Origin of the sequence: Nocardia lijiangensis NBRC 108240 (assembly GCF_001613045.1) — a bacterium.
Lineage (GTDB): Bacteria > Actinomycetota > Actinomycetes > Mycobacteriales > Mycobacteriaceae > Nocardia > Nocardia lijiangensis.
In genome coordinates this window covers 1-25,021 of the sequence record NZ_BDBP01000091.1, presented here as the reverse complement: position 1 = coordinate 25,021, position 25,021 = coordinate 1, and the positions used below count along the sequence as shown (strand labels likewise).

Sequence of the window (25,021 nt, the reverse complement as noted above, 5' to 3'; positions counted from 1 at the left end):
GCGTACCGAGCCGACACCCCGGTCCCGGCGACCTCACCTACTGGACGCCGGGCCCAGCACCACCATCGAGTTGTGCCCGCCCATGCCCAGCGAGGACTTCAGGGTCAGGCCGCCCCCGAATGGCGTCGGGCCGTCCAGCAGCCGCGGGTGCGCCGGTGCCACGATCGGCGGGACGGGCAGCACACCGCGTTGGTAGGCCATGGCCGCGACCGCCACCTCCACGCCCGCGGCCGCGCCCTGGCTGTGCCCGGTGAGCGGTTTGAGCCCGTACACGTGCGGGCGATCGTCGAGCACCTGTGACACCAGATCGCGCTCGGCCAGCTCGCACTGCCGGGTTCCGGTGCCGTGCGCGTTGAAGTAGGCGATCTCGTCCGCGGTCACCCCGGCCTGGGCCAGGGCGCGGCGCGCGCAATCGATGATCTGCGCGTGCTCCGGCTCCACCGACACCACGTGGTACCCGTCGTTGGTCATGCCGCCGCCGAGCACCGCCGCGTAGGGCCGATCGGCGTTGCGGCTCAGCACGAAGGCCACGGACGCCTCGCCGAAGCCGAAGCCGCGGCTGCCCTCCTGGAAGGGACGGCACGCGTCGAGCGGGTCGACGTCGGTGATCGCGGCGCCGAGGCGGACGAAGTGCTCCACCATGTCCGGCGTCGCGGACATATCGGTGGCCACACAGATCACGTCGTCGGCGATGCCGCTGTCGAGCCAGAGTTTTGCGGTGATCAGCGCGACGTTGGCCGAACTGCACGCCGCCGACACGTTCATCGACGGACCGTGGAAGCCGAACTCCTGCATCAGCACCGAGATCGGCGTGGACGGCAGCAGCCGCAGATAGTCGCGGGAGCGGCGATGTCCCTCGTCGATCTGGTAGAAATCGCGCCAGTTCACCACGTCGCCGAGCACGATCGCGTGCAGCAGGCCCACGGTGCGGCCCGGCCGCCAGCCGCGCGCGCAGGCGTCGGCGATCGCCTCGCGCGCCGATTCGTGCATGGCGCGGCCGTAGCGGCTGGTGCTGACGGCCTGGTCACCGCCGTCGGGCACCAGCGTCACCCAGGCCTGCTCGTTGCGGCCCGGCCCGTACCCGGGTTGCAGCTGCGCGGCGGACTTGCCGCTGAGCAGGCCCTGCCACAGGGACTCGCGCCCCCACCCGTATCCGGTCACCGCACCGATCCCGGCGATGGACATATGATCTTGGTACCGAACTCTGTGCTCCGGATTACCGCCCGGCATGGCATCGCCCCTTCACCGGATCCCCGGGCCGAACACTCTCGGTCCGGCCTGTTCCCGGAGGAACCGGAGTCTGTAATGATCACCGGAGAGAGCCCGATGAAGTGCCCGAACCGTGATCGAAGCAAGTGCGTCGACGCTGTCATCCCGCGCGCGTCGACACCAGAATAATCCCATGTTCCAATGGCCATAGGTCGGTCGACGATCGGGGGTTTGCGAGTGGGTGAGGAGACGACCGGCGGCGCCGTCGACGCCGAACAGCTGGCGCAGCGCTACCGGTCACTGGTCGAGCACACGCCGGACGGTATCTGCGTGCACGAAGACGGGGTCATCGTCTACGTCAACCACGCCACCGTCCGGCTGCTCGCCGCCGACAGCGCCGACGAGGTCGTCGGCCAGCCGCTCACCCGTTTCGTCCATCCCGACTCGATCCCGGCGATGCGCGAACGCATCGAACTGCTGACCAGCAAGGGCACCGCCTCGGTGCCGACCGAGATGCTGCTGCTGCGCGCGAACGGCGAGACGGTGCCGGTCGAGACGGTCTCGGTGCTCACCCCCTGGCACGACCACTTCGCGTATCAGGTGGTCATCCACGATCTCACCGCGCAGCGGGCCGCCGAGGACGCCCAGCGCCGCGCCGAACAGCACTTCACCACCGTGGTCTCCCAGCTGGAGGAGGGCGTGGTCGTCATCGATCGCACCGGGCGCATCGAGTCGGCGAACCCGGCCGCCCGGCGCATCTTCGGCACCGACGAGCGCCATGGCGACATCATCGGCCGGACCATCGACGAGCTGCCGATGGTGCTGCTCGACGCGAACGCCCAGCCGCTGCCGCCGAGCAGGCATCCGATGGCGCGCACCCTGGCCACCGGCGAGACGGTCACCGGCTACATCTTCGGCGTCGACCGCAGGGACGGCCAGCGCCGCTGGCTCTCCGGCAGCAGCAGGCTGCTCAATCCCGGCGACCCCGACTCCCCCGCGGTCTCCTCTTTCGCCGACATCACCGAATTCCGCGCCAGCCGACGCCAATTGGAGTACCAGGCGACGCACGACTCGCTGACCGGACTGGCCAACCGCTCGCTCATCCTGTCCCAGCTGGCGGGCGCGCTGGCCATCAGCGAGGACCTGCCCTACTCGACGGTGCTGTTCATCGACCTCGACGGCTTCAAGTCCATCAACGACAACCTCGGCCACGCCATCGGCGACACCGTCCTGCAGATCGTCGCGCAGCGGTTGCAGCGCGCGCTGCGCGCCGACGACCTGGTCGGGCGGCTGGGCGGCGACGAGTTCCTCGTCCTGCTCTCCGGCCACACCCGCCGCGTCGATCTGGACGGGCTGGTCCGCCGGCTGCGCTCGTCCATGTCCGAGCCGATCATCGCGCGCGGGCACCGGATCGCGGTGGACGCCTCCATCGGGGTCACCGAACTCAGCCCGGGCGATCGCCGCACACCCGAAGCCGTGCTGCACGACGCCGATGTCGCCATGTACCGGGCCAAGCCGACCGGTCGCGACAGCGGCGTCGGCAAGGGCCGCACCAACAACACGCACGCCTCCTGAAAGACACCGCATGATCGTCGAACACGCACTGCTGCCGGTCCGGCCGGAACTGGCCGCCGATTTCGAGGCCGCCTTCGCCGAGGCGAGGCTGCTCATCGCGAGCATGCCCGGTTTCCGCTCGCTGACGCTCTCGCGCTGCGTGGAGACGCCGGGCACCTATCTGCTGCTGGTGGAATGGGAGCGGATCGGCGATCACGTCGAGGGGTTCCGTGGTTCACCGGAGTACCTGCGCTGGAAGGCGCTGCTGCATCACTTCTACGAGCCGTTCCCCGTGGTCCAGCACTTCGAGCCGGTGCTCACCGGCTCGACTTCCGGGGTCCCACCTGCGGTTACGGCGGGTGTGCCGAACTCGCAGTAGACTCGACAACTCTGTTTTCCGACGTGCGCGGGGATCGACGCGCGCGTTCGCCCCCTCGCGGTGACAAGGAGTCCAGTTTGCCCGACCGCCTCGCCCACGACCGTGCCGCCACCGACGGCGCGGTCGCGCGGACCCGCGAAATCGACAAGGAGCAGGCCTACCTCGCGGTGCTCTACGACCGGCTCGACGGAATGCGCACGTACGCCAAGAACCGGCTGCGCACCGTGCTGCTGGAGACCGGCGGCACCCCGCAGGCGCGCAGCGAGCGCGAATCGTTCAGCCAGCTGTACTCCGAGGATCTGGCCAAGTACGACGCCGCCGAACACGGCCTGTGCTTCGGCCGCATCGACCTCGACGGCGACGAACCGCGCTACATCGGCCGCCTCGGCATCCTGGACGAGAAGGACGATTACGCCACCCTGCTGCTGGACTGGCGCGCCCCGCTGGCCCGCCCGTTCTACCTGGCCACCACCGCCACGCCGGACGGCGTGACCCGGCGCCGCCACATTCGCACCCGCAACCGGCGGGTCACCGCGGTCAACGACGAATACCTGAACCTGACGGCCGCCGAACAGGCGGGCACGGTCGAGTCCGACGGCGGCGTCGGTAGCGAGAGCGCCCTGCTCGCGGCGCTCAACGCGGCCCGCACCGGCCACATGAACGACATCGTCGAGACCATCCAGAGCGAGCAGGACGCGATCATCCGCTCCGAGCACAAGAGCGTGCTGGTGGTGCAGGGCGGGCCAGGCACCGGCAAGACCGCCGTCGCGCTGCACCGCGCCGCCTATCTGCTCTACACCTACCGCCAGCAGCTGGCCAAGAGTGGCGTGCTGATCATCGGCCCGAACGCGACCTTCCTCGACTACATCGGCCAGGTGCTGCCCTCGCTCGGCGAGACCGGCGTGCTGCTGTCCACCATCGGAAACCTGTATCCGGGCGTGAAGGCGACCCGCGAGGATTCGCTGCGCGCGGGTGAGATCAAGGGCGCGCTGGGCATTCTCGACGTGCTCAAGCAGGCGGTGCGCGACCGGCAGGAGGTCCCCGCCGAACCGGTCCGGCTGAGTTTCGACGGCTATCCGGTGACGCTGGACAAGAAGATCGCGACCAAGGCCCGCGGCCGGGCCCGCTCCTCGCGCCGCCCGCACAACCTGGCCAGGCCGATCTTCGCCAGTTCGGTGATCGACGCGCTCACCGACCAGCTGGCCCAGACCATGGGCGCCGATCTCTCCGGCGGTCCGAGCCTGCTCAGCCGCACCGATCTCGCCGAGATCCGCGACGAGATGAAGGCCGATCCCGGGGTGCAGGCGGCCATCGGGCGGCTCTGGCCGATCCTGTCGCCGCAGGAGGTGCTGGCCGACCTGCTGGCCGACCCGCAGCGGCTGGACCGCGCGGCGCCGCGCTTGACTCCCGAGGAGCGCGCGGAACTGGTCCGCCCCGACGACGGCGAGTTCAGCGCCGCCGACGCACCCCTGCTCGACGAGCTCGCCGAACTGCTCGGCGTCGACGACACCGAGGAGCGCGAGCGGTCCCGCCGCCGCTGGCGCGCACAGCTGGCCGAGGCACAGGACGCGCTGGACATCCTGACCGGCTCGGCGCCGCAGGATCTGGAGGACGAACTCGACCCCGAGATCCTGATGGCCTACGACCTGATCGACGCGAGCCAGCTGGCCGAGCGCCAGGACGTGCGCGCCAGGCAGACCACCGCCGAACGCGCCGCGGGCGACCGTACCTGGACCTACGGGCACGTCATCGTGGACGAGGCGCAGGAGCTCTCGGAGATGGCGTGGCGCATGGTGATGCGGCGCATCCCGAACCGGTGGATCACCGTGGTCGGCGACGTGGCCCAGACCGGCGATCCGGCGGGCGCGTCGTCCTGGCAGCGGATGCTGGAACCCTATGTGGCGCAACGGTGGAAACGCACCGAGCTGACGGTGAACTACCGCACTCCCGCCGAGATCATGGCGGTCGCCGCCGAGGTGCTCGCCGTCATCGACCCGGAGGCCAAGGCCCCGCGATCGGTCCGCGAGACCGGGCATCCGCCCCGGGCCGAGCGGGTCGGCGCGGCCGAATTGCCCGGCACGGTAGCGCATTTGGTGGCGGCCGAGCAGGGACCGGGCACCACCGCGGTGATCGCCCCGCACCCGCTGGTGGCCGACCTGGCCGAGCTGGCCGGGGAATCGGTGCGGGTGCTGACGGTGCACGACGTGAAGGGCCTGGAGTTCGACGCGGTGATCCTGGTGGAACCCGCGCAGATTCTCGCGGAATCGCCGCGCGGGATGAACGACCTGTACGTGGCGCTGACGCGAGCCACCCAGCGGCTCACGGTGGTGCACAGCGAGGACCTACCCGAGGTGCTTACGACCCTGGAGCGATCGGTCTCGGGCTGATCGGCACGGGATTTCGCGGGTCGCCGCCCGAGCGGAGGGCGGCGACCGGCGGCCGTACCGCCTACGACACGTTCCCGGCCGACCCCGCCGAATGCGCGAAAGCCGAACTCGGCATCGCACCTGGACGGGCGACGCGGAGTTCGGCTTTCGCGGGAATTCCTATCGGACGGTGTGCACGATCAGCACGTCCGAGCGGGACTTGCGCGCCACATCGGAGGGCACCGAGCCGAGCAGGCGGCCCGCCAGGGTGTTCAGGCCGCGGTTACCGACGACCAGCAGGTCCGCCTGGGTCTCCTTGATCAGGCCGAGCAGCGACTCCACCGGCTCACCGACGATGGCCCGCTCGACGATCTCCTCCGCGCCCGCGGCGACCGCCTTGTCCCTGGCGGTGCGCAGGATCTCGTTGGTGGGGGCGGAGCCGCGCACCTGGTAGGCCTCTTCCTTGAGCACATCGGCCGCGGCCGCGACATCGCGATCGTCGGTCGGGTAGTAGGCGCAGGCCACGACGAGGGTGGCGCCGGCATCGGCGGCCAGTGCCGCGGCCTTCTCGACGGCTACGTACGACGACTCCGATCCATCGGTACCGACGACAATGGTCCGGTAGGCGGTCATGCCCGCACCTCGCTAGCGCTCGGCACCGGCATGGCCGCCTGTGGCGCTGCGCCTTTGGTTCGCTCGCTTCGCTCGCTCACAGTCTCTCCTCCAACTATGCGGGTCGGGTGCCTGCGTCCGGCGGCCCGGCATGTCGGGCCTCGGCGCGGCGACTGCGCTCGACCATAGCCGCAATCCGGGCGGAAACAGCAGAAATCGCAACACATCACACTTTCCGATGTCGGCCTTTCCGGTCCGGCGCTCGCGCATCGAATGCCGAAGGGCCTTACCGACCTGCGCAGATTCTATTTCGCGCCGATAATCCTGTGATACATCACAACCGTGGTGAACGTTCTTGCGCGCCTGGGATATTCATCACAAGATACCCGTTCCCGCCGCGCCGCCACTTCGCGGTGTCGCGTGGGCGCGCATGCGACCCGGCTGAGCCCTTGACCAGTTGCGTTGCGGGCTGTCGCGCGAGCCCTCGCCGCGGGCCGGAACCCGTCCCGGGGGCGACGTGCCTTCCGAATAACGGCCGCGTTATCGGCGGGATTCACCCGGCGGGCGGGGTCGCCGCGACCAAATCGGAGGCCGCGCGCAAGGAATGCCGCGCATACTCCAGCGGCGCCATTCCGACCTCCGCGGTGAACTCACGGGAGAAATGCGCCTGATCGAAATAGCCGAGTTCGACGGCCAGGTCGGCCAAATCCGCGTGCCGTCCCTTGGCGAGCAGATCCGCCCCGTCCTGCAACCGATAGCGGCGCAGCACCCACTTCGGCCCCGCCCCGACATAGCGCCGGAACATCCGCTGCAGGGTCCGGATCGGCACACCGAATCGCTCGGTGACCTGATCCACCCTCGTGAGCGACCGGTCGTGTTCCATGTCGTGCACGATGCGCGACACCAGCAGGAAAGTGGGGTCGTGGCCCCCGGCGCGCGGCGCGAGGAACTCCTCGACCAGCGCGCGGCGGTCCTCGTCGGAGGAGGCCGCCAGCACCCGTTCGGCGAGCCCGGCGGCGTCCGGGAAGACCTCGGTCAGCGGCAACGATCGGTCCCGGAGGGACCCGACGTCCAGTCCGGTGAAGGCGCCGAACCCGCCCGCGCGGAACCGCGCGCCGAAGGTCAGCCCGCGGCCCGTCAGCTCGCGGGTGTACTTGGTGGTGCACACCCCGGTCACGAAGCCGCCGACGCGATGCACGGAGTGTTCGAAGGTGACGTTCACGCAGGGGAACGACAGCACCTCCGCGACATACGGCGGGCGATCGCGCAGGTCCCAGTGCACCACCCAGTACCAGTCCACGAACCCGGCGACCCGCGGCCCCGGCGCGAGCCGGGTCAGGCTCCGATGCCGAGACTGTTCCCGCGGGTGCAGGATTCCCTTCTCGCTGTCCATCGGGGCCGGCTCGTCAGCGGCCATCGCGCGCCCTCCCCGAAGGTTGTCGCTTTCTTACAAGAGCGAGCGTCCCCGGCCTGCCAGAGTCGAAGTCATGACGACAACGGTGAATCCCATCCCCTCCGGCTACCACTCGATCACCTGTTTCCTCGCGGTCGCCGACGCGAACAAGGCCATCGAGTTCTACTCCGCGGTCTTCGGCGCGAAGGTGGTCAGCCGCAGTGACCTGCCCGATGGTCAGCCCGCGCACGCCGAACTCGAGATCGGCGATTCGACGCTGCAACTCGGTATGCCCATACCCGCCAACGGGGTTCAGGCCCCGAACGGCGAATGGGTGCACACCTCGATCGTGCACTACTGTCCCGACGTCGACGCCGTCGTCCAGCGGGCGGTCGAGCACGGCGCCCGCAATGTCGAGGAGCCGCAGACCTTCGTCACCGGCGATCGCTTCGGCGTCGTGATCGACCCGTTCGGCCACCGCTGGGCGGTGATGACGCGGGTCGAGGACGTCCCGCGCGAGGAGGCCCAGCGCCGGGTCGACGAGTGGATGGCGACGCAGAGCTGACGACACGGCGGACGCCCTCGCGACTCAGCTGAGTCCGGCGGCGTCCATGCCGCGCAGTTCTTTCTTCAGGTCGGCGATCTCGTCGCGCAGCCGACCCGCCAGCTCGAACTGGAGTTCGCGGGCCGCGTTCATCATCTGCGCGGTGAGTTCCTTGACCAGATCGGCGAGTTCGGCGCGCGGCATCGACTTGATGTCGCGGCCCTCGTAGACTCCCGCGCTCACCGCGCGGCCCGGCTCGCCCTGCGCGCGGCGACCGCGGCTGACGTTGCGACCGGAACCGCCGACCTCGACCTCGCTCTCGTCGGCCTCCCGGTACACCTGGTCCAGGATGTCGGCGATCTTCTTGCGCAACGGCTTCGGGTCGATGCCCATCTGCTCGTTGTAGGCGACCTGCTTGGCCCGGCGCCGCTCGGTCTCCTCGATCGCGTGGCGCATGGAGTCGGTGACTTTGTCGGCGTACATGTGCACCTCACCGGAGACGTTGCGGGCCGCGCGGCCGATGGTCTGGATGAGGCTGGTGCTGCTGCGCAGGAAGCCTTCCTTGTCGGCGTCCAGGATGGCGACCAGGGAGACCTCCGGCAGGTCGAGGCCCTCGCGCAGCAGGTTGATGCCCACCAGCACGTCATAGTCACCGAGGCGCAGCTGGCGCAGCAGCTCGACGCGGCGCAGCGTATCGATCTCCGAGTGCAGGTACCGCACCCGCACGCCGAGGCCGAGCAGGTAATCGGTGAGGTCCTCGGCCATCTTCTTGGTGAGCGTGGTGACCAGCACCCGCTCGTCGCGTTCGGTGCGCTGCCGGATCTCGTGCACCAGGTCGTCGATCTGTCCCTTGGTCGGCTTCACCACCACCTGCGGATCGACGAGGCCGGTCGGGCGGATGACCTGCTCGACCACCTCGCCGCCCGCCTGCCCCAGTTCGTACGGGCCGGGGGTCGCGGACAGGTAGACCGTCTGCCCGATGCGGTCGGCGAACTCCTCCCAGGTCAGCGGGCGGTTGTCGATCGCGGACGGCAGCCGGAAGCCGTACTCGACCAGATTCCGCTTGCGCGACATATCGCCCTCGTACATGCCACCGATCTGCGGCACGGTGACGTGCGACTCGTCGATGACGAGCAGGAAGTCCTCGGGGAAGTAGTCGAGCAGCGTCGCGGGCGCCGATCCGGCCGGGCGGCCGTCGATGTGGCGCGAGTAGTTCTCGATGCCGGAGCAGAACCCGACCTGCCTGATCATCTCCAGGTCGTACTGGGTACGCATGCGCAGGCGCTGCGCCTCCAGCAGCTTGCCCTGACGCTCCAGCTCGGCGAGCCGGTCCTCGAGCTCCTGTTCGATGTCGCGAGTGGCCCGCTCCATGCGGTCTGGGCCCGCGACGTAGTGGGTCGCCGGGAAGATGCGCACGGTGTCCACCTTGCGCACCACGTCACCGGTCAGCGGGTGCAGATAGTAGAGCGCCTCGATCTCGTCGCCGAAGAACTCGATGCGCACCGCCAATTCCTCGTAGGAGGGAATGATCTCGACGGTGTCGCCGCGCACCCGGAACGAGCCGCGGGTGAAAGCCATGTCGTTGCGGGTGTACTGCACGTCGACCAGCAGCCGCAGCAGCGCGTCGCGGTCGATGTCGGTGCCGACCTCGAGCTGGACCGAGCGGTCCAGGTAGGACTGCGGCGTGCCGAGGCCGTAGATGCAGGACACCGAGGCGACCACCACCACGTCGCGCCGGGACAGCAGGCTCGAGGTCGCCGAGTGGCGCAGCCGCTCCACGTCGTCGTTGATCGAGCTGTCCTTCTCGATGTAGGTGTCGGTCTGGGCGATGTACGCCTCGGGTTGGTAGTAGTCGTAGTACGAGACGAAGTACTCGACCGCGTTGTGCGGCAACATCTCACGCAGTTCGTTGGCCAGCTGGGCGGCGAGCGTCTTGTTCGGCGCCATCACCAGCGTCGGGCGCTGCAGCTTCTCGATGAGCCAGGCCGTGGTGGCCGACTTGCCGGTGCCGGTTGCGCCGAGCAGGACGACGTCGCGCTCCCCGGCCGTGATCCGGCGCTCCAGTTCCGTGATGGCCGCGGGCTGATCGCCCGCGGGCCGATGCTCGCTGACCACCTGGAAGCGCCCCTCGGCGCGCTCGATGGCGCCGACGGGACGGAACTCCGAATGCGCGAGAGGAGTCTCGCCCTCGGCGGGGATCTCGGTAGCGAAAGCCATGCCAACCAGCGTAGGCGCAGGCACCGACAGATTTCGCGGCCCGGTGACGCGACCGGTGCGCGGTGGCTCCGAGTGGGGCCGAACTCCCCTCCTGCTCGGCCCCACTCCCGGCGGAGCGGAAACCGAACGGAACACTCGTGCCTGGGCCGCGGTCCAGAATATCGACAGCAGCAATTGATTGGCAAATCTTGTAATTTCAATTTTCAATTACCTCGCCTCGGCCCGCACGCCCGCCTGCGTGCCCTGCACCGTCGAAGCCCTCGAGCATGGCGCCGCGGCCGCACCGAACGATGTCCGAATTGCCCATTCCCGCAGGACGTTTGGGCATCGAACCGCAACTTTTCGGGCCGCGCCGAGCCCGCGGCCCGGGTGTACCCTGATCTGGCGCTGCACTAGGTAAGGACCTTGCCATGAGCACTCTGTTGCCCCTGTTCGTCGCCGCTCCCGCCGTCACGGGAATCGCCGGATACCTTGCGCGCGATCTGCGCGCCGCGGTGCCGAGCGCCACACCCGCCGCGACCGCCGCGCCGCCGCCCGGCACGCCGCCGCACCGGCCCCGGGTGGAGTACTTCAACATCGCCGAGCTCACCGTCACCGACGCCAAGGGCTTCGTCCGGCCGGTCGAGCGCTTCCAGGTCGAGCCGTGGGGCCTGTACATGGCGCGCATGGTCGACGGGTCCCGCTATCTGCAGTCCTGGTTGCTGCCGGACCTGTCGGTCCGCGCGACCGTGATCCACACGCGGGCCGGACAGCACCGCAGCCGCGACTACGTGCTCGACATCGGCGAGTACACCAAGATCGCGCCCCGGCGCTGGAAGGCCGTCGATCAGTATCTGGACGTCGTTGTCCGCCACCGTCGTTCGACGCAGCTGCGCGGCGTCGGCGAGCTGCTCGCCGCGCACGCCGCAGGCCTGGTGGACACCGCGCAGGCGCACCGGGCCGTGGAACGGGCCACCGCCGCCCTGGACGGGCTCGCGGCGCACGATCACGACGTCGAGCTCTGGCTCGCCGCCCGCGACATCACGTTGACCTGGATGTGACCCGCGTTCTGTCGCGTGCGCTCGACGGAACGGCCGCGACGGTAGATGCTGACTGCATGACACAGGCACCAGCAGTGAACGTGCACCGACCCAAGGTCGAGTACTTCGATGTCGCGAGCCTGACCAACACGGATCCCAAGGGATTCGTGCGGCCGGTCGAGCGCTATCGCGTCGAGCCGTGGGGCCTGTACATGGCGCGCACCGCCGACCATACCCAGTTCCACTACGTGGAGTCCTGGCTGCTGCCCGAGTTCGGGCTACGCGCAACGGTTTTCCACTACAACCCGGCCCACCGCCGGGACCAGGACTACTATCTCGACCTCGGCGAGTTCACCAGGATCGAACCGAAGAAGTGGCGGTCGGTCGACCACTACCTCGACATCGTGGTGCGCTCCGAGCGCGAGACCGTGCTCCTGGACGTGGACGAGCTGCTCGCCGCGCACGCCGCGGGCCTGATCGGCTCGGCCGAGGCGCAGGCGGCCATCCAGCACGCGACCGCCGCGATCGACGGCATCGCGGCGCACGGCCACTCCCTCGATGGCTGGCTCGCCTCCCACGACATCGAGCTGACCTGGCTCTGAGCGCACAGGCCCCGACAACGCCGATCGCCCGGCGGGAGCGTGGGTACGCAGCTACGCTGCGCCGTTTGCGGCACGCTTGCCCGTCCGCCGTCCGAGCCGCCGCGCCGAGGTAGCGGGATCGCATCGAGGAGAAATGCCGGAAATTCTGGGACGGCCGTTCGGTCGGCCGGAACGAACTCCGAGTACGGCCGATAAAAATGCCGCCCGCCCTCGGAACCCGATGCCGCGATCCGTCGCCGCGGCATCGATATCGACGGGCCGCCCGATATGACGACCGCCACTCCTTCCCGTTCCGGGATCACACCGTTCGGGATTCCGGAGAATTTCCGGCGAAAGCGTCCGAAATGGGTGGATTGCACCCACATCGGACACTCAGTCGAGCACCCGTCGATAGACCGCGTCGAACCACGGTTCCTTCACCGCGTAATACGCCTCCGACGCGGCTTCGCCCGTCAGCCCGGCCGCCTTGGCCTCCGCCTCGCGCTTCACCGCGAGGTACTCCTCGCGCGCCGCCGCGTCGCCGCGCAACCAGTCGCGGAAGGCCAGCGCGAACCGCTGCCCCGGCGACCCGTCGACGCGGAGGTGCACATGGGCGGGACGGCCGGGATCGGCGTTGCCGTGCAGCCGCTTGGCCCAGCGATCGGTGTCGGTCCCATCCGGGTCGCCTTCGGTCGGCTTCGGATTGTCATGTGTGACATGGACTTTCACCGGGAACCCGGCGGCGCCCAGCGCGTCGCGCAGGCCGTCGGCCGCCGCGAGATCGGCCACGGTGATCTGCAGATCCAGCACGTCCTTGGCGGGCAGACCCGGCACCGCCGTGGAACCGATGTGGTCGATGCGGGAGGCCGCGGAACCGCAGGCCACCCACAGTCGCGCGATGAGTCGCTGCGCCTGCGCGGCCCATTCCGGATCGTGCGGCACCAGTCGTAGCTCCCGCCGGCCCGCGGGTGTCCCGGTGCGCAGGTTGCGCTCGAACGGCGTCAGCCGCTCCTCCCACAGCCGGTGCACCGCGGCGTCGATCGCGCCCGCCGGGCCGCTGTTGTCCAGCAAGACATCCGCCACCGCGCGCCGCTGCTCGTCCGTCGCCTGCGCCGAAATTCGGGCCCGCGCATCGGATTCCGGGATGCCCCGGAATTCCGCCAGACGGTGAATTCGAGTTTCCGCGTCGACGTCGACGATCACCACCAGATTCATCAATGGCGCCAATCCATTTTCCACCAGCAGCGGAATATCCTGCACCACAATGGCGTCCGCCGGCGCCGCCGAAATCAATTCCGCGGTGCGCTTTCCGACGAGCGGATGGGTAATGGAATTCAGGGTTGCGCGTGCCGCGTCGTCGGCGAACGCGACGGCCGCAAGCGCGGGACGATCCAGGCTGCCGTCCGCGGCGAGGATGCCGGGCCCGAACGCCTCGACCAAGGCCGCGAGCCCCTCGGTGCCCGGCGCCACCACTTCCCTGGCGATCAGGTCGGAATCGATGATTACCCCGCCGCACTCGGCGAGGATCCGCGCCACCGTCGACTTGCCAGCTCCCATGCCTCCGGTGAGGCCGATCCGCAACATTCGTTCAGTTTCGCATCCGCCGCCCCCGGCCGCCCGGGCCGCCCGGTTCGGCTCCGCCGGCGGGTCCTCGCCCCAATCGGACGGATTACCCATCCGCGCCTCGTATTCCACGCCCGACGGTCCCATTTGCCCGTTCCGTGACGCGGCCGAGACCAATTCGCAACATTTACACCCGGACCCGGCCGTTGCCCGACGACTTTTCGACACGCCGAGGCAATTACTTCCGCAAAATACTGTGTTCGGCAGTTTCGTTCCGCTAATCTTCGCCGTGGCGATCCAGGCCAGTACCAGCAAGCAAAGGAAGACCAATTGGGCACCAGAATCAACCAGACGGGTCGCCACCGTCTGGGCATGGCGGGCGGAGTGCACTGCATTCTGATCCCCGCCGTCGCGGCCGCGCTCGCCGAGCACCGCCGTTCATGGTTCACCGCATTGATCAGTCCGGCCCGGCACAGCTTCGCCGCGATGCGAAAACGCTCCACCGTGGCTACGGCCTACTGGGTACCGGCGACCGCCAGCTGAGTTTGCCTCACGACAGTGGCCCAGCCTCTCGGCTGGGCCACTGTCGTGTGCAGGACGCGGCTCAGAGCTCGGCGCTCTCGACGACCGCGGTGAATTCGCGTACCTCGGCCCGGAAGCGGGCGAGGCCCTCCCGGTCGAGGCCGGTGGCGTCGGCGACCCGCCGCGGCACATCCCGCGCGCGTTCGCGCAGCGCCGCACCGGCTTCGGTCGGCCGCACCAGCACCGACCGCTCGTCCTCCGCGGAGCGCACCCGCGTGATCAGCCCCGTCGTCTCCAGCCGTTTCAGCAACGGCGACAACGTCCCCGAGTCGAGGTCGAGCGCCTCGCCCAGCTCTTTCACCGTCACGGTTTCGCGCTCCCACAGCACCAGCATCACGAGGTACTGCGGATAGGTCAGCCCGAGGTCGTCCAGCATCGGCCGATACAGCCGCGTGAGCGCCCGCGAGGCGGCGTACAGCGCGAAGCACACCTGGTTGTCGAGCTGAAGCTCGGTCGTCTGTGTCATGGTCACCACCTCTTTTTCGAAGGTAGTAGCCGATTCAGTCGCCTGCAATTCACCTGGTGCGATCGGGGGCGGGCGACAAGGCGATCTTGGCCTTGCGACCCGGGCGTTCGGTGGCGGCCGCGGCCTCGGCCGCGTCGTCGAGCGGGTGGACCGCCTCGATCGCCAGCCGTAGCTCCCCGCTCGCCGCCAGCTCCACGAGCTCGCGCAGCACCCGCGTGCGCTCGGCGGCGCCGATCTCCTGGGCCCGCTTCGCGCCCCAAAAGCCCTTCACAACCGCCTGTTTGAAGATGAGCGTGCCCGGCGAGAGGGTCCACGGCTTACCGGAGAGCGCGCCGAAGGAGACCAGCTCGCCGTTCGGCGCGAGCAGCTCGAGCAGGTCCGCACCCGCGGGACCGCCGACCTGATCCACGGCGCGCACGATCGGCGCACCCGACGTGGCCGCGGCTGCCTGGGCGAGCCAGTCGTCGGCCTCGGTGTCGACGACCGGTTCGTAGCCGAGTTCACGCAGCGCCCGCACCGACGCCTGGCCGCGCACCAGGTTCAGCACGTGCACGCCGCGCCGCCGGGCCAGCAGATTCACCAGCCTGCCCACCGCGCCGTTCGCGGCGTTGATCACCAGCCAGTCCCCGGCCGTCACGCGCAGATCGTCCAGCAGTACGGCGGCGCTGAACGGCATCGCGAGCAACTGGGCGGCGGTCTCGTCGTCGACCGAGTCGGGTACCGGCAGCGCCTGCGCCGCCTGCGCCACGAAATATTCGGCCCAGACCGCCGTCGCGCCGGAGACCGCCACCCGCTGACCCACCGTCCGGTCGGTCACGCCTGCGCCGACTGCGTCGATCCGCCCGACGCCTTCGGTGCCCGGGATCGCGGGCAGCGGCGGCCGGTAGCCGTAGACGCCGCGGATGATCGCGAGATCGTGATTGTGGATCGGCGCGAGATCCAAGGCGATCCGCACCTCGCCCGGTCCCGGCTCGGGCAGCGGCCGATCCGCCGCGGTCAGCACGTCCTTCGGCTCTCCGAATTGCTCGATGACAACGGCTCGCACCATGCCTCCTCTAGTCGTTCGACGGCGATACCGGCTCCAGAGTAGAGAACAATTAAATTGTGTCCAACCAAATTGGGCGTGTGTCGCGTCACCCGGACGACGCGACGGAAGACCGACCGATCCGCCCTGTCGCCCGGAGCCGATCCCCCGGCGACAGGACGGAAGCCCGATCAGTCGGCGACCGACTCCCCCGCGGCGCGACGCGCGGACCACGCCTCGACGACCCCGTTCAGCTGGGCCACCACGGATGCCAGCCCCGACAGGTCGCCGCCGATCTGGTACGACCGCAGCTCCGCGGGCGCGGGCAGTTTCGCGACGATCTCGGGCAGGTTGGTCACCAGGTTCGCCTGGATGCTTGCGTCGTTCTGCGCGTTGGCATTGGCGACCCGCTCCCGCTCCCGCTGCACGACCAGCAGCTCGCCCTCGTGTTCGGCGCGCTGCCGCGCCGTCGTCAGCGCCAGTTCGCCGTCCACCTCCTGGCGGCGCAGCTCTTGGCGCAAGCGCAGGTTCTCGAGCTGTTCGGCGTGCTGCTCGCGCTCCAAGCGCACGGCGTGCAGCGCGGTCTCCTTGGCCAGCTCCGCGACCGCACGACGGTCGTCGTGCTCGCGGGTGGTGCGCCGCATCTTCTCCGCGGTCTCGCGGTCGAAGCGCGCCGCCTCGTTCCGGTCGCGCAGCTGCGTGAGTTCGCGCTCGTTCTCGATGCGGCGTTCCTCCGCCGACCGCTGCGCGGCCGCCTCCCTGGCCGAAATCGCCTCCTGCGCGGTGAGTTCCGCCAGCCGGGCAACCTGATTCTGCTCGGTGCGGTAGGGCTTCTGCAGGTTCTCCCACAGCGTCGAGGAACTGACCACCGCCTCCTTGATCTGCACCGTGACGATGCGCAGGCCCAGACCGCGATCACCGCCGCCGGTCTGCGCGTCGCCGCTGCCCTCGGCCACCGCGCGCAACCGGGCGGTGAGCTCCTCGATGATCGGCTGCTTGTCGCTGAGCACATCGCGCACGCCCATCGTGGACACCTTGTCCTTGATGGCCGCCTCGGCCTGTTCGCGCAGCTGAATGTTGACCAGCCGCATGGGATCTTCGGCGTCGGAGAAGTCGAGCTTGCGATAGGCGGTGCCGAAATCCTCGATGATCCACTGCACGTAGCCCTGCACCAGCACGCCCTGGAGTTCCCGGCAGATGCAGTACGCGTTGATCAGGATGGTCTGCATCGCGCCGGGCACCACGAGGTAGGAGTCGATGGCCGGGTTGTACCGGAACGACACGCCGAGCCCGATGTGCAGCGGTTCCCCGCGTCCGCGCCTGGTGTGCACCACGAAAGCGTTGGGCGGCACCAGAACCGTGCGCCACCGCCAGAGGCCGGTGACCCGGACCTCCACCGGCCCCGGCCCCTGCCCCTGCGCGCTCTGGCCGACCCGTTCGGCCCGCTTCGCCAGCGCGCCCCGCGGCTGCAGCGGAGCGCCGGGAGCCTGCGGTGCGGGCGCGGCGGGCGCCTTGCGGGTGCGCAGATCGTCTTCCAACGCCGCCTGCTGCGCGACGACCTGATCGAGATAAGTGTTCTTGCCCGGATCACTCCCCATGGCCGGGCACACTACCGGCGAATACCGCCGCCCCCAACGGCTTTCGCCCGAGCAGAGTATTCCGCTGTGATCGAACTCGTAGGGCACGAGAAGCCGACATCGGTTAGCGATGTGACCCTCGCCATACCTGACAGTCACTTGCAGAGAGTGTCGCGGGCCGCCTAGGCTTGCGTAACAAATCTGATAGTGACTATCAGATACTTCCAACACGGAGGGGACATGTCGCTACCGACCCTGACCAAGGAGCGCGACCACCGCCCTGTCCCGCCGTCTCGCCTGCGCACGCTCGGTCGCTGGGGCGCGATCATGGCCCGGTACCGCAGGATCGTCCTCGGCGTCTGGCTGCTGCTCGTGATCCTCGGCGCCGCCGCCTACCCCCTGCTGCACGACCGGCTCGGCGCGCCCGACTACACGGTGCCGGGCTCGGCGTCCAGCGAGGTCGATCGCCTTGCGGCACAACACTTCACGCAATTCGGCGCGGAACAGGACCTGCTGGTCGTCCACTCCCCGCGGTTCACCGCCGACGCCCCCGAGTTCCGTGCCGCTCTCGATCGGGCGCTGGTCGCCGCGCGCGAGACCGAGGGCGTCACCGGTGCGCTCGGACCGTTCCAGGGCAATGCCGCGACGCAGATCTCCCCCGACCGGCACACCGCGCTCGGCATCGTCGGCCTCGACGGCGGAATGTCCGAGCGGGTGGCCGTCGCCACCCGGTTGCAGTCGGCCGTCACCGCGATCTCCGACGACGACATCCGGGTCACGGTCACCGGATACAGCGCGGTGCAAGCCGATCTCATGATCATCGAAACCGCCGACATGCAGCGCGCGGAAGCGATCGGTCTGCCCGTGGCGGCCGCCGTGCTGATTCTCGCACTGGGCGCGCTGACCGCGGCGACCCTGCCGATCACGGTGACCGCCGCGGGCATCGCCGCCGCCGTCGGCGGACTGTTCGGCCTGACGGCCTTCCTGACCTTCGACTCGCTGGTGCTCTCCGTCGCCACCATGATCGCCACCGGCACCGCGATCGACTACGCCATGTTCATCGTCAGCCGATTCAACGAGGAGCTGACCCGGCACGGGGTGCGCAACCGTTCGGCGCGCGCGGAGATCGACCGCGCGGTCGCCGTCGCACTGGACACCACCGGACGCACCGTACTCGCCTCCGGCCTCATCGTGCTGATCTCGCTGTGTTCACTGGCCGTGGTCGGCCTGCCGATGCTCGACGGCGTCGCCATCGGCGTGGTGACGGCGGTGCTCGCCACGCTCGGCGCGGCCGTCACGCTGCTGCCCGCGCTGCTGGCGACCCTCGGACCCGCCGTGAACCGCGGGGCATTGCCCGCGCGGTTACGTCCCGCGGAGACCCGCTCGACCGCGCCGTCGAATGCGTGGGCGCGCTGGGCCCATCTCGTCATGCGCAGGCCGGTGGTGTTCGGCTTGATCGGCGTCGCCGTGCTCGCCGTGGCCGCCGCACCGATCACCGGCATCCGGTACGGCATCGACATGGGTCTCGATTCGCTCGGCGACCGGCCGAGCGGCGAGGCGACCCGCCTGGTGCGGGACAACTTCGGCCCCGGCCTCCTCGCCCCGATCTCGGTGCTCGCCACCGGGCCCGGCGACGAACCCCTGCTGAGCGCGGCGCAGTCGGAGGTGCACGCGTTCGCCGGCGAACTCTCCCGCGACCCGCGCGTCGCGACGGTGCTGCCCCAGCAGTCCGCGGGGCGCATCATGATCGCGGTCGTGCCGAAGGAGGCATTCGACTCCACCGCTGTCGCCGAGCTCACCGACGAGATCCAGTCCCGCGCAACAGAAGTCGAGGGCGCCGAGGTGCGCGTCGGCGGCACACCCGCGACCTTCGCCGAGGTCTCCGAACGGATCACCGACCGCTTCCCCTGGGTGATCGCCCTGGTGCTCACGGTCTCGCTGGCCTTCCTGATCCTGGCGTTTCGCAGCATCGTGCTCGCGGTCAAGGCGATTCTGCTCAATCTGCTGGCCACCGGCGCGGCGCTGGGCATCACCGTGGCCGTATTCCAGGACGGCATCGGCGAATCCGTGCTCGGCTTCCAGAGCACCGGGTTCCTGCAGGTGTATCTGCCGATGCTGGTGTTCGCGGTGCTCTTCGGCCTCTCGATGGACTACGAGGTGTTCCTCATCCGGCGCATGAAGGAGGCGTGGGACCGCGACCGGGACAACGCCGCCGCGGTCGCCGAGGGCTTGCAGCGCACCGCTCGCCCGATCACCGCCGCCGCGGCCATCATGGTCGCCGTGTTCGCCAGCTTCGTGACCGCGGAAGTGTTGGAGCTGAAGCAGATCGGGTTCGCGCTCGCGGTTGCCATCACCATCGACGCACTCGTCGTGCGACTGATCCTGGTGCCCGCCTTCATGCGGTTGTTCGGCCGGTGGAACTGGTGGCTGCCGCGGTGGCCGGGCAGGACCGCGGACGCCCGCGTCAGCGAACGATCGCTGCCAGCGCGTCGATGATCGCTTCCACCGTCGCGGTGTAGATCTCGCTCAGCCGTCCGGCGAAACCCCTTCCCGCCCAGTGGTCCAGGGCCGCCACCCCGCCCCAGATCGCGGTGGACGCGGCCATCCGGACCTGGAGGTCGTTGGGATCGCGCCCGCAGCGCTCGGCGAACAGCAGGCCGAACTGTTCCTCCAGCTCGCGCATCTGCCGGGTCTGACCGTCGCGCACCTCGGGGAACGCGTGCACGTACCGCAGCCGCCGCGCGATGCGGCGCTCGGAATCCTCGGTGAGCAGGGCGGCGACCATCACCGGAACCAGGGGGCGCGCCACCGCGAGAAGCGCTGCGGGATCGAGGGTTTCGCCGTCGCCCGCGGTGCGCAGCACGTCGAGCAGCTGCGGGTCCGCCTCGTCGTAGAGGACGAGCATCTCCTTGGTGCCGAAGTAGCGGTAGACGGAACTCGGCGACACCCCGGCCGCGGCGGCCACCCGTTCGACGGTCACCTCGCGATATCCGTACTCGTCGAACAGATCCAGCGCCACCCGCTGGATCCGGCTCATGGCCTCGATCTTCCTGCGCTCCCACACGGTGGCGGGAATCCGGCGATGGGCAGCGGCCGTCACAGGCCCACCGCCCGCACCAGATCGAGCATCTCGATGCGGAAAAGCTTTGCCGGATCCTGCGATTGGGGGCGCAGGTGGCCGTACACCTCGAGCGCGATCGGACCGTGCATGCGCCCCCACATGCGCAACGCCAGGGCCAGCGCGGCGGGCGGCAAGCCGGGGAAGTCGGCGCGCACGTGCTCGACCAGGCCGGGGTCGAAGTCCGACCATGTCGAATCCCCGAGGGATTGCGTCGCGGCGGCGCGCGGCCACGCGGCGGCGGCGAGGCCGACGAGTCCGTCGCAGGCGCGCATCTCCGCCTCGCGCGCCGGACCTTCCGGCGGCGGCTGGTAGCCGGGCACCGGGTCGCCGTAGATCAACCGGAACCCTTCGGGATTCGCGACGGCCCATTCCCGGACGGCCTCGCCCCACGCGACTATGCGCCCGCCGGGGTCGTTCTCGGGCACCGCGTCCCGCGCGGCCTCCACCCGGTCGATCAGTCCGGTGTAGACGTCGGAGATGAGAGTGGTGATCAGCTCGTCGCGGGTGGCGAAATAGCCGTACAGCGCGCCCGCGGTCATGCCCATCTCGCGCGCGATGGCACGCAGCGCGATCGCGTCCGGACCGCCCTCGGCGAGCAGCCGCAGCGCGATCGTTTTGATCTCCTCCGTCGCCTCCGCGCGCAATCGTTCCCGTCGGCTCTGCACCTCGACCACGGTTGACACTCTACAGCGTTTGACTACTATCAGCCGTGTCGTCACTGAACGGTGTGTAGTAAATGAACTGCGTATAGAGGAGCGATTGTCGTGCGGATCGGAGTTTTCGGCGCGAGCGGCGTCATCGGCGGCCGGGTGGTGCAGGAGGCGCGGGGGCGCGGACACGAGGTGACCGCCTTCGCGCGGGACTCCGCCCGCTTCCCCGCCGACAGGGGCGAGGTGCGCTGGGCGGTGGCGGACTGGCTCGACACCGTGAGCATCGCCGAGGCAATCGCGGATCTGGACGTGGTGATCAGCGCGGTGAACGCCGGGCACGGCATCGCCGACACCATCGCCAACGCCGGCGCCTTCGTCACGGGCGCGCACGCCATGGTGGGCGCGCTGGAACGGCACCCCGATGTCCGGCTCCTCGCGGTCGGCGGCGGAGGCAGCCTCGAGGTCGCACCGGGCCGCCAACTCGTCGACACCGGAACGGAATTCACGCGCATCCTCACCGAGGACCTCGGCGTACCCGCGGAATACCGCGACGTGGTGCTCGCGCTGCGGGACGCGCTGAACGTCTACCGCCTGTCCAACCGCAATTGGACCTACCTGAGCCCGTCGTCGGGCCTGATCCAGCCCGGCGCCCGCACGGGCCACTACCGCCTCGGCGGCGACCAGCTCTTGACCGCCGACGCCGACATCTCCGCCGAGGACCTGGCTGTCGCGCTGCTCGACGAAGCCGAGAACCCCCGATTCCCGCAGCGCCGATTCACCGTCGCCGCGGCGTGAGCCACACGCGGCCGTCAGCCGCCGAGGAAAGGGCGAAGGCCCCGGTCCATGAGGACCGGGGCCTTCGCTTGTGCTCTACCCGAATCAGGCGTTGCCGGAGAGCTTCTCCCGCAGAGCCGCCAGCTGGGCGTCGCTGGCCAGCGAACCGCCGGCGGACTCGGCCTGGCTGGAGGAGGACTGCGAACCGCTCTCGGAGGAGTAGTTCGACGCGCCGCCGCCGTTCGCGGCCTCGGCCGCGGCGTCGGCCGCCATCTTCTCCATCTGCGCGGTGTGCATCTTGTGGCGACGCTCCGCCTCGGCGTAGCGGCCTTCCCACTCCTCGCGCTGCTTGTCGAAGCCCTCGAGCCATTCGTTGGTCTCGGGGTCGAAGCCCTCGGGGAAGATGTAGTTGCCCTGCTCGTCGTAGCTGTCGGCCATGCCGTACTTCGACGGGTCGAACTCGGCGTGGTAGTCCTCGTTCGCCTGCTTCAGCGACAGCGAGATCCGGCGACGCTCCAGGTCGATGTCGATGACCTTGACCATCGCGTCGTCGCCGACGGCAACGACCTGGTCCGGGACCTCGACGTGGCGCTCGGCCAGCTCGGAGATGTGCACCAGGCCCTCGATGCCCTCTTCGACGCGCACGAACGCACCGAACGGAACCAGCTTGGTGACCTTGCCCGGCACGATCTGGCCGATCGCGTGGGTGCGGGCGAACTGACGCCACGGGTCTTCCTGGGTCGCCTTGAGCGACAGCGAGACACGCTCGCGGTCCAGGTCGACGTCGAGAACCTCGACGGTGACCTCGTTGCCGACCTCGACGACCTCGGACGGGTGGTCGATGTGCTTCCAGGACAGCTCGGAGACGTGCACCAGACCGTCCACGCCGCCCAGATCGACGAAGGCGCCGAAGTTGACGATCGAGGAGACCACACCCTTGCGGACCTGGCCCTTCTGCAGCTGGTGCAGGAACTCGGAGCGCACCTCGGACTGGGTCTGCTCCAGCCAGGCGCGGCGGGACAGGACCACATTGTTGCGGTTCTTGTCCAGCTCGATGATCTTGGCCTCGATCTCCTTGCCGACGTACGGCTGGAGGTCGCGGACGCGACGCATCTCGACGAGCGAGGCGGGCAGGAAGCCGCGCAGGCCGATGTCGAGGATCAGGCCGCCCTTGACGACCTCGATGACGGTGCCCTTGACGGCCTCGTCCTTCTCCTTGAGCTCCTCGATGGTGCCCCACGCACGCTCGTACTGCGCCCGCTTCTTCGACAGGATCAGGCGGCCTTCCTTGTCCTCCTTGGTGAGAACGAGGGCCTCGACCTCATCGCCCACGGAAACGACCTCGTTCGGGTCGACATCGTGCTTGATGGAGAGCTCGCGGGAGGGGATGACGCCTTCGGTCTTGTAACCGATGTCGAGCAGGACCTCGTCGCGGTCGACCTTGACGATGGTTCCTTCGACGATATCGCCGTCGTTGAAGTACTTGATCGTGGCGTCGATGGCGGCGAGGAAGTCCTCGGCGGAGCCGATGTCGTTGACGGCTACCTGCGGCGAGGTGACGGTGGTGGGCATGTGTCGGTTTGCTCCGGACGGATTGTGGTCGGTTGCGGACATTGGAACTTTCGGTACGCTGCGAAATCACCGCGACGATGCGACGACGGACACAGAGGAACGTACCGCACTCATCCACTTGTGAAACTCAGCACGGGCGCTCTGTTATTTCAGTACGCAGATACGTCGGTAGATCGTTACTTCGGTACACCGGTACGTCGGTACAGCAGACACTCGCGCGGTTCAGCGTACGCGACCTTGGTCCGCACGGGCAAACCGGTCTGCACGCCACGCCGGAGCGGTTCCGGCGTGCCGCGATCGCTAAGCTCACGCGCGTGTCGGAAGATCGCCATGCCCATGCAAACGCCCTGCTCGGAACCTCCGGAACCGCTCGAACCCGGCTGGATTCGGCAGACAGTCAACGTGCGAGCAGGCGCTGGTGGGATGCCGACGCCGACCAGTATCACCAGACACACGCCGACTTCCTCGGTGTCGACTCCCCCGGCGGCGAGTTCGTCTGGTGCCCGGAGGGCCTGCACGAGGGCGATATGCACTTCCTCGGCGAGGACCTGACGGGCAAGCGTGTCCTGGAGATCGGCTGCGGCTCGGCACCCTGCGCGCGCTGGCTGGCCGGGCAGGGCGCGCTGCCGGTCGGCCTCGACCTATCGATGGGGATGCTGGAGCGCGGGCTGGCCGCGATGGCGCGCGGCGGGCCGCGGGTGCCGCTGGTGCAAGCGGGAGCCGAGGCGCTGCCGTTCGCGGACGCCTCCTTCGACCTGGCCTGCTCGGCGTTCGGCGCGGTGCCGTTCGTCGCCGATTCCGCGCTGCTGATGCGTGAGGTGGCCAGGGTGCTGCGGCCCGGTGGACGCTGGGTCTTCTCGGTGAATCATCCGATGCGCTGGATCTTCCCCGACGACCCCGGCCCGGCGGGCCTCACCGCGTCCATCCCCTACTTCGATCGCACCCCTTATGTAGAGGTGGATGCCGACGGCGCGGCGACCTACGTCGAGCACCACCGCACCATCGGCGATCGGGTCCGCGAGATCGTCGCCGCGGGATTGGTGCTGCGCGACATTGTCGAACCCGACTGGCCGGAGTGGCTGGACCGGGAATGGGGCCAGTGGAGCCCGCTGCGCGGCGAGCTCTTCCCCGGCACGGCCATCTTCGTGACGGAGAAGCCGGGCTCCTGACCCCGGCCGGGTCGTCGGCGTAGCGCCCGAAAGGGCTCTGCCAGGAAGTTTTCGCCGATCCGGTACGCGGACACATCCCAGACCCCGGGGTTTTCGCCCTACACTTGGCCGGTGCCCAGTGCGCGAGAGCTCCTCGATCGCGTCGAGCGCCACTGCCGAGCCGAACAGACGGCGAAGCGGCTGCGCGAAGTGGTTGTCGCCGATCTCCGCGCAGCCCTCCCCTTCGACGGGCACGTCTTCATGCTCACCGACCCGGTCACCAGGATCGCGACATCGCCCGTGGCCGACCTGCCCGGCCTGCGCTGGTCACGGCTGCCGGAGCTGATCCGGTTGCGCTACCTGACCGAGGTCACCCGCTGGAGCGATCTGCTCGAACGCGGCTCGGCGGCGACCTCCTTGCGCACCGCCACCGGCGGCGATCCCGCACGCTCGCGGGTGTGGCGCGACGTGCAACGCGACCTCGGCGTCTTCGATACCGCCACCGTGGTATTCGGCGACCGTTACGGATGCTGGGGCGTGCTGGAGCTCTGGCGCAAGTCCCCGCGCGCCTTCGACCCCACCCAGCTCACCACCCTGGCGGCGCTGGCTGCGCCGATCACGCGGGGGCTGCGGGCCGCGCTCGGGCGCACCTTCGTCGCGGAGGCCGGCG

20 protein-coding genes and 1 pseudogene are annotated in these 25,021 nt (G+C 69.3%); 10 read left to right on the top strand and 11 right to left on the bottom strand.

The features are described 5' to 3' along the window. Window positions 1-33: 33 nt before the first annotated feature. Window positions 34-1,185, bottom strand: a complete 1,152-nt coding sequence (locus tag NL1_RS28715; RefSeq protein ID WP_067845654.1) for a beta-ketoacyl synthase N-terminal-like domain-containing protein — start codon at window positions 1,183-1,185, stop codon at window positions 34-36. A gap of 261 nt (window positions 1,186-1,446) precedes the next feature. Here NL1_RS28715 and NL1_RS28710 point away from each other — a divergent pair, with 261 nt between their 5' ends. The 3 genes from NL1_RS28710 (at window position 1,447) to NL1_RS28700 (ending at window position 5,529) form a co-directional block, all read left to right on the top strand. Continuing rightward, window positions 1,447-2,784, top strand: a complete 1,338-nt coding sequence (locus NL1_RS28710; protein WP_067845651.1) for a diguanylate cyclase domain-containing protein — start codon at window positions 1,447-1,449, stop codon at window positions 2,782-2,784. Between the two features lie 10 nt (window positions 2,785-2,794). After that, window positions 2,795-3,142, top strand: a complete 348-nt coding sequence (locus tag NL1_RS28705; RefSeq protein WP_067845648.1) for an antibiotic biosynthesis monooxygenase family protein — start codon at window positions 2,795-2,797, stop codon at window positions 3,140-3,142. 77 nt (window positions 3,143-3,219) lie between these two features. Beyond that, a complete protein-coding gene (locus tag NL1_RS28700; protein ID WP_067845645.1) occupies window positions 3,220-5,529 on the top strand; it encodes a HelD family protein in 2,310 nt (769 codons plus the stop codon). A 159-nt stretch (window positions 5,530-5,688) separates the two neighbouring features. Here the strand turns inward: NL1_RS28700 and NL1_RS28695 are convergent, their stop codons facing one another. Together NL1_RS28695 and NL1_RS28690 are read right to left on the bottom strand one after the other, a co-directional pair. Further along, window positions 5,689-6,141 (bottom strand): universal stress protein, encoded by a 453-nt coding sequence (locus tag NL1_RS28695; RefSeq protein WP_067845641.1) that lies wholly within the window; start codon window positions 6,139-6,141, stop codon window positions 5,689-5,691. 532 nt (window positions 6,142-6,673) lie between these two features. Further along, window positions 6,674-7,537, bottom strand: coding sequence for an AraC family transcriptional regulator (locus tag NL1_RS28690; protein WP_067845638.1), 864 nt, complete (start codon window positions 7,535-7,537; stop codon window positions 6,674-6,676). Between the two features lie 70 nt (window positions 7,538-7,607). Between NL1_RS28690 and NL1_RS28685 the strand changes: the two genes are divergently transcribed. Continuing rightward, complete coding sequence (locus NL1_RS28685; RefSeq protein ID WP_067845635.1) at window positions 7,608-8,078, top strand: VOC family protein; 471 nt, start codon at window positions 7,608-7,610, stop codon at window positions 8,076-8,078. A 24-nt stretch (window positions 8,079-8,102) separates the two neighbouring features. Here NL1_RS28685 and uvrB read toward each other — a convergent pair whose 3' ends face one another. Beyond that, complete coding sequence (gene uvrB, locus NL1_RS28680) at window positions 8,103-10,274, bottom strand: excinuclease ABC subunit UvrB (protein WP_067845628.1); 2,172 nt, start codon at window positions 10,272-10,274, stop codon at window positions 8,103-8,105. Window positions 10,275-10,684: 410 nt separating this feature from the next. Here uvrB and NL1_RS28675 point away from each other — a divergent pair, with 410 nt between their 5' ends. Together NL1_RS28675 and NL1_RS28670 are read left to right on the top strand one after the other, a co-directional pair. Beyond that, window positions 10,685-11,314 (top strand): ribonuclease FAU-1 family protein, encoded by a 630-nt coding sequence (locus NL1_RS28675; RefSeq protein ID WP_084511054.1) that lies wholly within the window; start codon window positions 10,685-10,687, stop codon window positions 11,312-11,314. A gap of 56 nt (window positions 11,315-11,370) precedes the next feature. Further along, window positions 11,371-11,895: a ribonuclease FAU-1 family protein gene (locus NL1_RS28670; protein WP_067845623.1), complete on the top strand. Its 525-nt coding sequence runs from the start codon at window positions 11,371-11,373 to the stop codon at window positions 11,893-11,895. A gap of 372 nt (window positions 11,896-12,267) precedes the next feature. Here NL1_RS28670 and coaE read toward each other — a convergent pair whose 3' ends face one another. The 4 genes from coaE to NL1_RS28650 form a co-directional block, all read right to left on the bottom strand. Continuing rightward, window positions 12,268-13,458: a dephospho-CoA kinase gene (coaE, locus tag NL1_RS28665; RefSeq protein WP_067845690.1), complete on the bottom strand. Its 1,191-nt coding sequence runs from the start codon at window positions 13,456-13,458 to the stop codon at window positions 12,268-12,270. Window positions 13,459-14,041: 583 nt separating this feature from the next. After that, window positions 14,042-14,485 (bottom strand): MarR family winged helix-turn-helix transcriptional regulator, encoded by a 444-nt coding sequence (locus NL1_RS28660; protein WP_067845687.1) that lies wholly within the window; start codon window positions 14,483-14,485, stop codon window positions 14,042-14,044. Between the two features lie 49 nt (window positions 14,486-14,534). Continuing rightward, window positions 14,535-15,533 carry a zinc-binding dehydrogenase gene (locus NL1_RS28655; RefSeq protein WP_067845620.1) on the bottom strand — a complete coding sequence of 333 codons (999 nt, stop codon included), beginning with the start codon at window positions 15,531-15,533 and terminating at the stop codon, window positions 14,535-14,537. Between the two features lie 167 nt (window positions 15,534-15,700). Next, on the bottom strand, window positions 15,701-17,107 hold the full coding sequence (locus NL1_RS28650) for an SPFH domain-containing protein (RefSeq protein ID WP_067845619.1): 1,407 nt from the start codon (window positions 17,105-17,107) through the stop codon (window positions 15,701-15,703). A 219-nt stretch (window positions 17,108-17,326) separates the two neighbouring features. On the opposite strand from NL1_RS28650, the gene NL1_RS28645 reads away from it, so the two are divergent. Further along, window positions 17,327-19,582 (top strand): MMPL family transporter, encoded by a 2,256-nt coding sequence (locus NL1_RS28645; protein ID WP_067845615.1) that lies wholly within the window; start codon window positions 17,327-17,329, stop codon window positions 19,580-19,582. Here NL1_RS28645 and NL1_RS28640 read toward each other — a convergent pair. Together NL1_RS28640 and NL1_RS28635 are read right to left on the bottom strand one after the other, a co-directional pair. Next, the gene (locus NL1_RS28640; RefSeq protein ID WP_067845612.1) at window positions 19,551-20,186 is read right to left on the bottom strand and encodes a TetR/AcrR family transcriptional regulator; all 636 of its coding nucleotides are present in this window, start codon (window positions 20,184-20,186) and stop codon (window positions 19,551-19,553) included. The two genes, NL1_RS28645 and NL1_RS28640, sit on opposite strands and share 32 nt — an antisense overlap. Beyond that, window positions 20,183-20,881, bottom strand: a complete 699-nt coding sequence (locus NL1_RS28635) for a TetR/AcrR family transcriptional regulator (protein ID WP_067845610.1) — start codon at window positions 20,879-20,881, stop codon at window positions 20,183-20,185. The genes NL1_RS28640 and NL1_RS28635 overlap by 4 nt, the downstream gene beginning before the upstream one ends. A gap of 90 nt (window positions 20,882-20,971) precedes the next feature. On the opposite strand from NL1_RS28635, the gene NL1_RS28630 reads away from it, so the two are divergent. Beyond that, a complete protein-coding gene (locus tag NL1_RS28630) occupies window positions 20,972-21,652 on the top strand; it encodes an NAD(P)-dependent oxidoreductase (RefSeq protein WP_067845608.1) in 681 nt (226 codons plus the stop codon). Between the two features lie 84 nt (window positions 21,653-21,736). Here the strand turns inward: NL1_RS28630 and rpsA are convergent, their stop codons facing one another. Next, window positions 21,737-23,203, bottom strand: coding sequence for a 30S ribosomal protein S1 (rpsA, locus tag NL1_RS28625; RefSeq protein ID WP_067845606.1), 1,467 nt, complete (start codon window positions 23,201-23,203; stop codon window positions 21,737-21,739). A 314-nt stretch (window positions 23,204-23,517) separates the two neighbouring features. On the opposite strand from rpsA, the gene NL1_RS28620 reads away from it, so the two are divergent. Together NL1_RS28620 and NL1_RS28615 are read left to right on the top strand one after the other, a co-directional pair. After that, the gene (locus tag NL1_RS28620; protein ID WP_067845604.1) at window positions 23,518-24,372 is read left to right on the top strand and encodes a class I SAM-dependent methyltransferase; all 855 of its coding nucleotides are present in this window, start codon (window positions 23,518-23,520) and stop codon (window positions 24,370-24,372) included. 111 nt (window positions 24,373-24,483) lie between these two features. After that, window positions 24,484-25,021, top strand: a pseudogene (locus tag NL1_RS28615) (LuxR family transcriptional regulator); the annotation flags it as partial.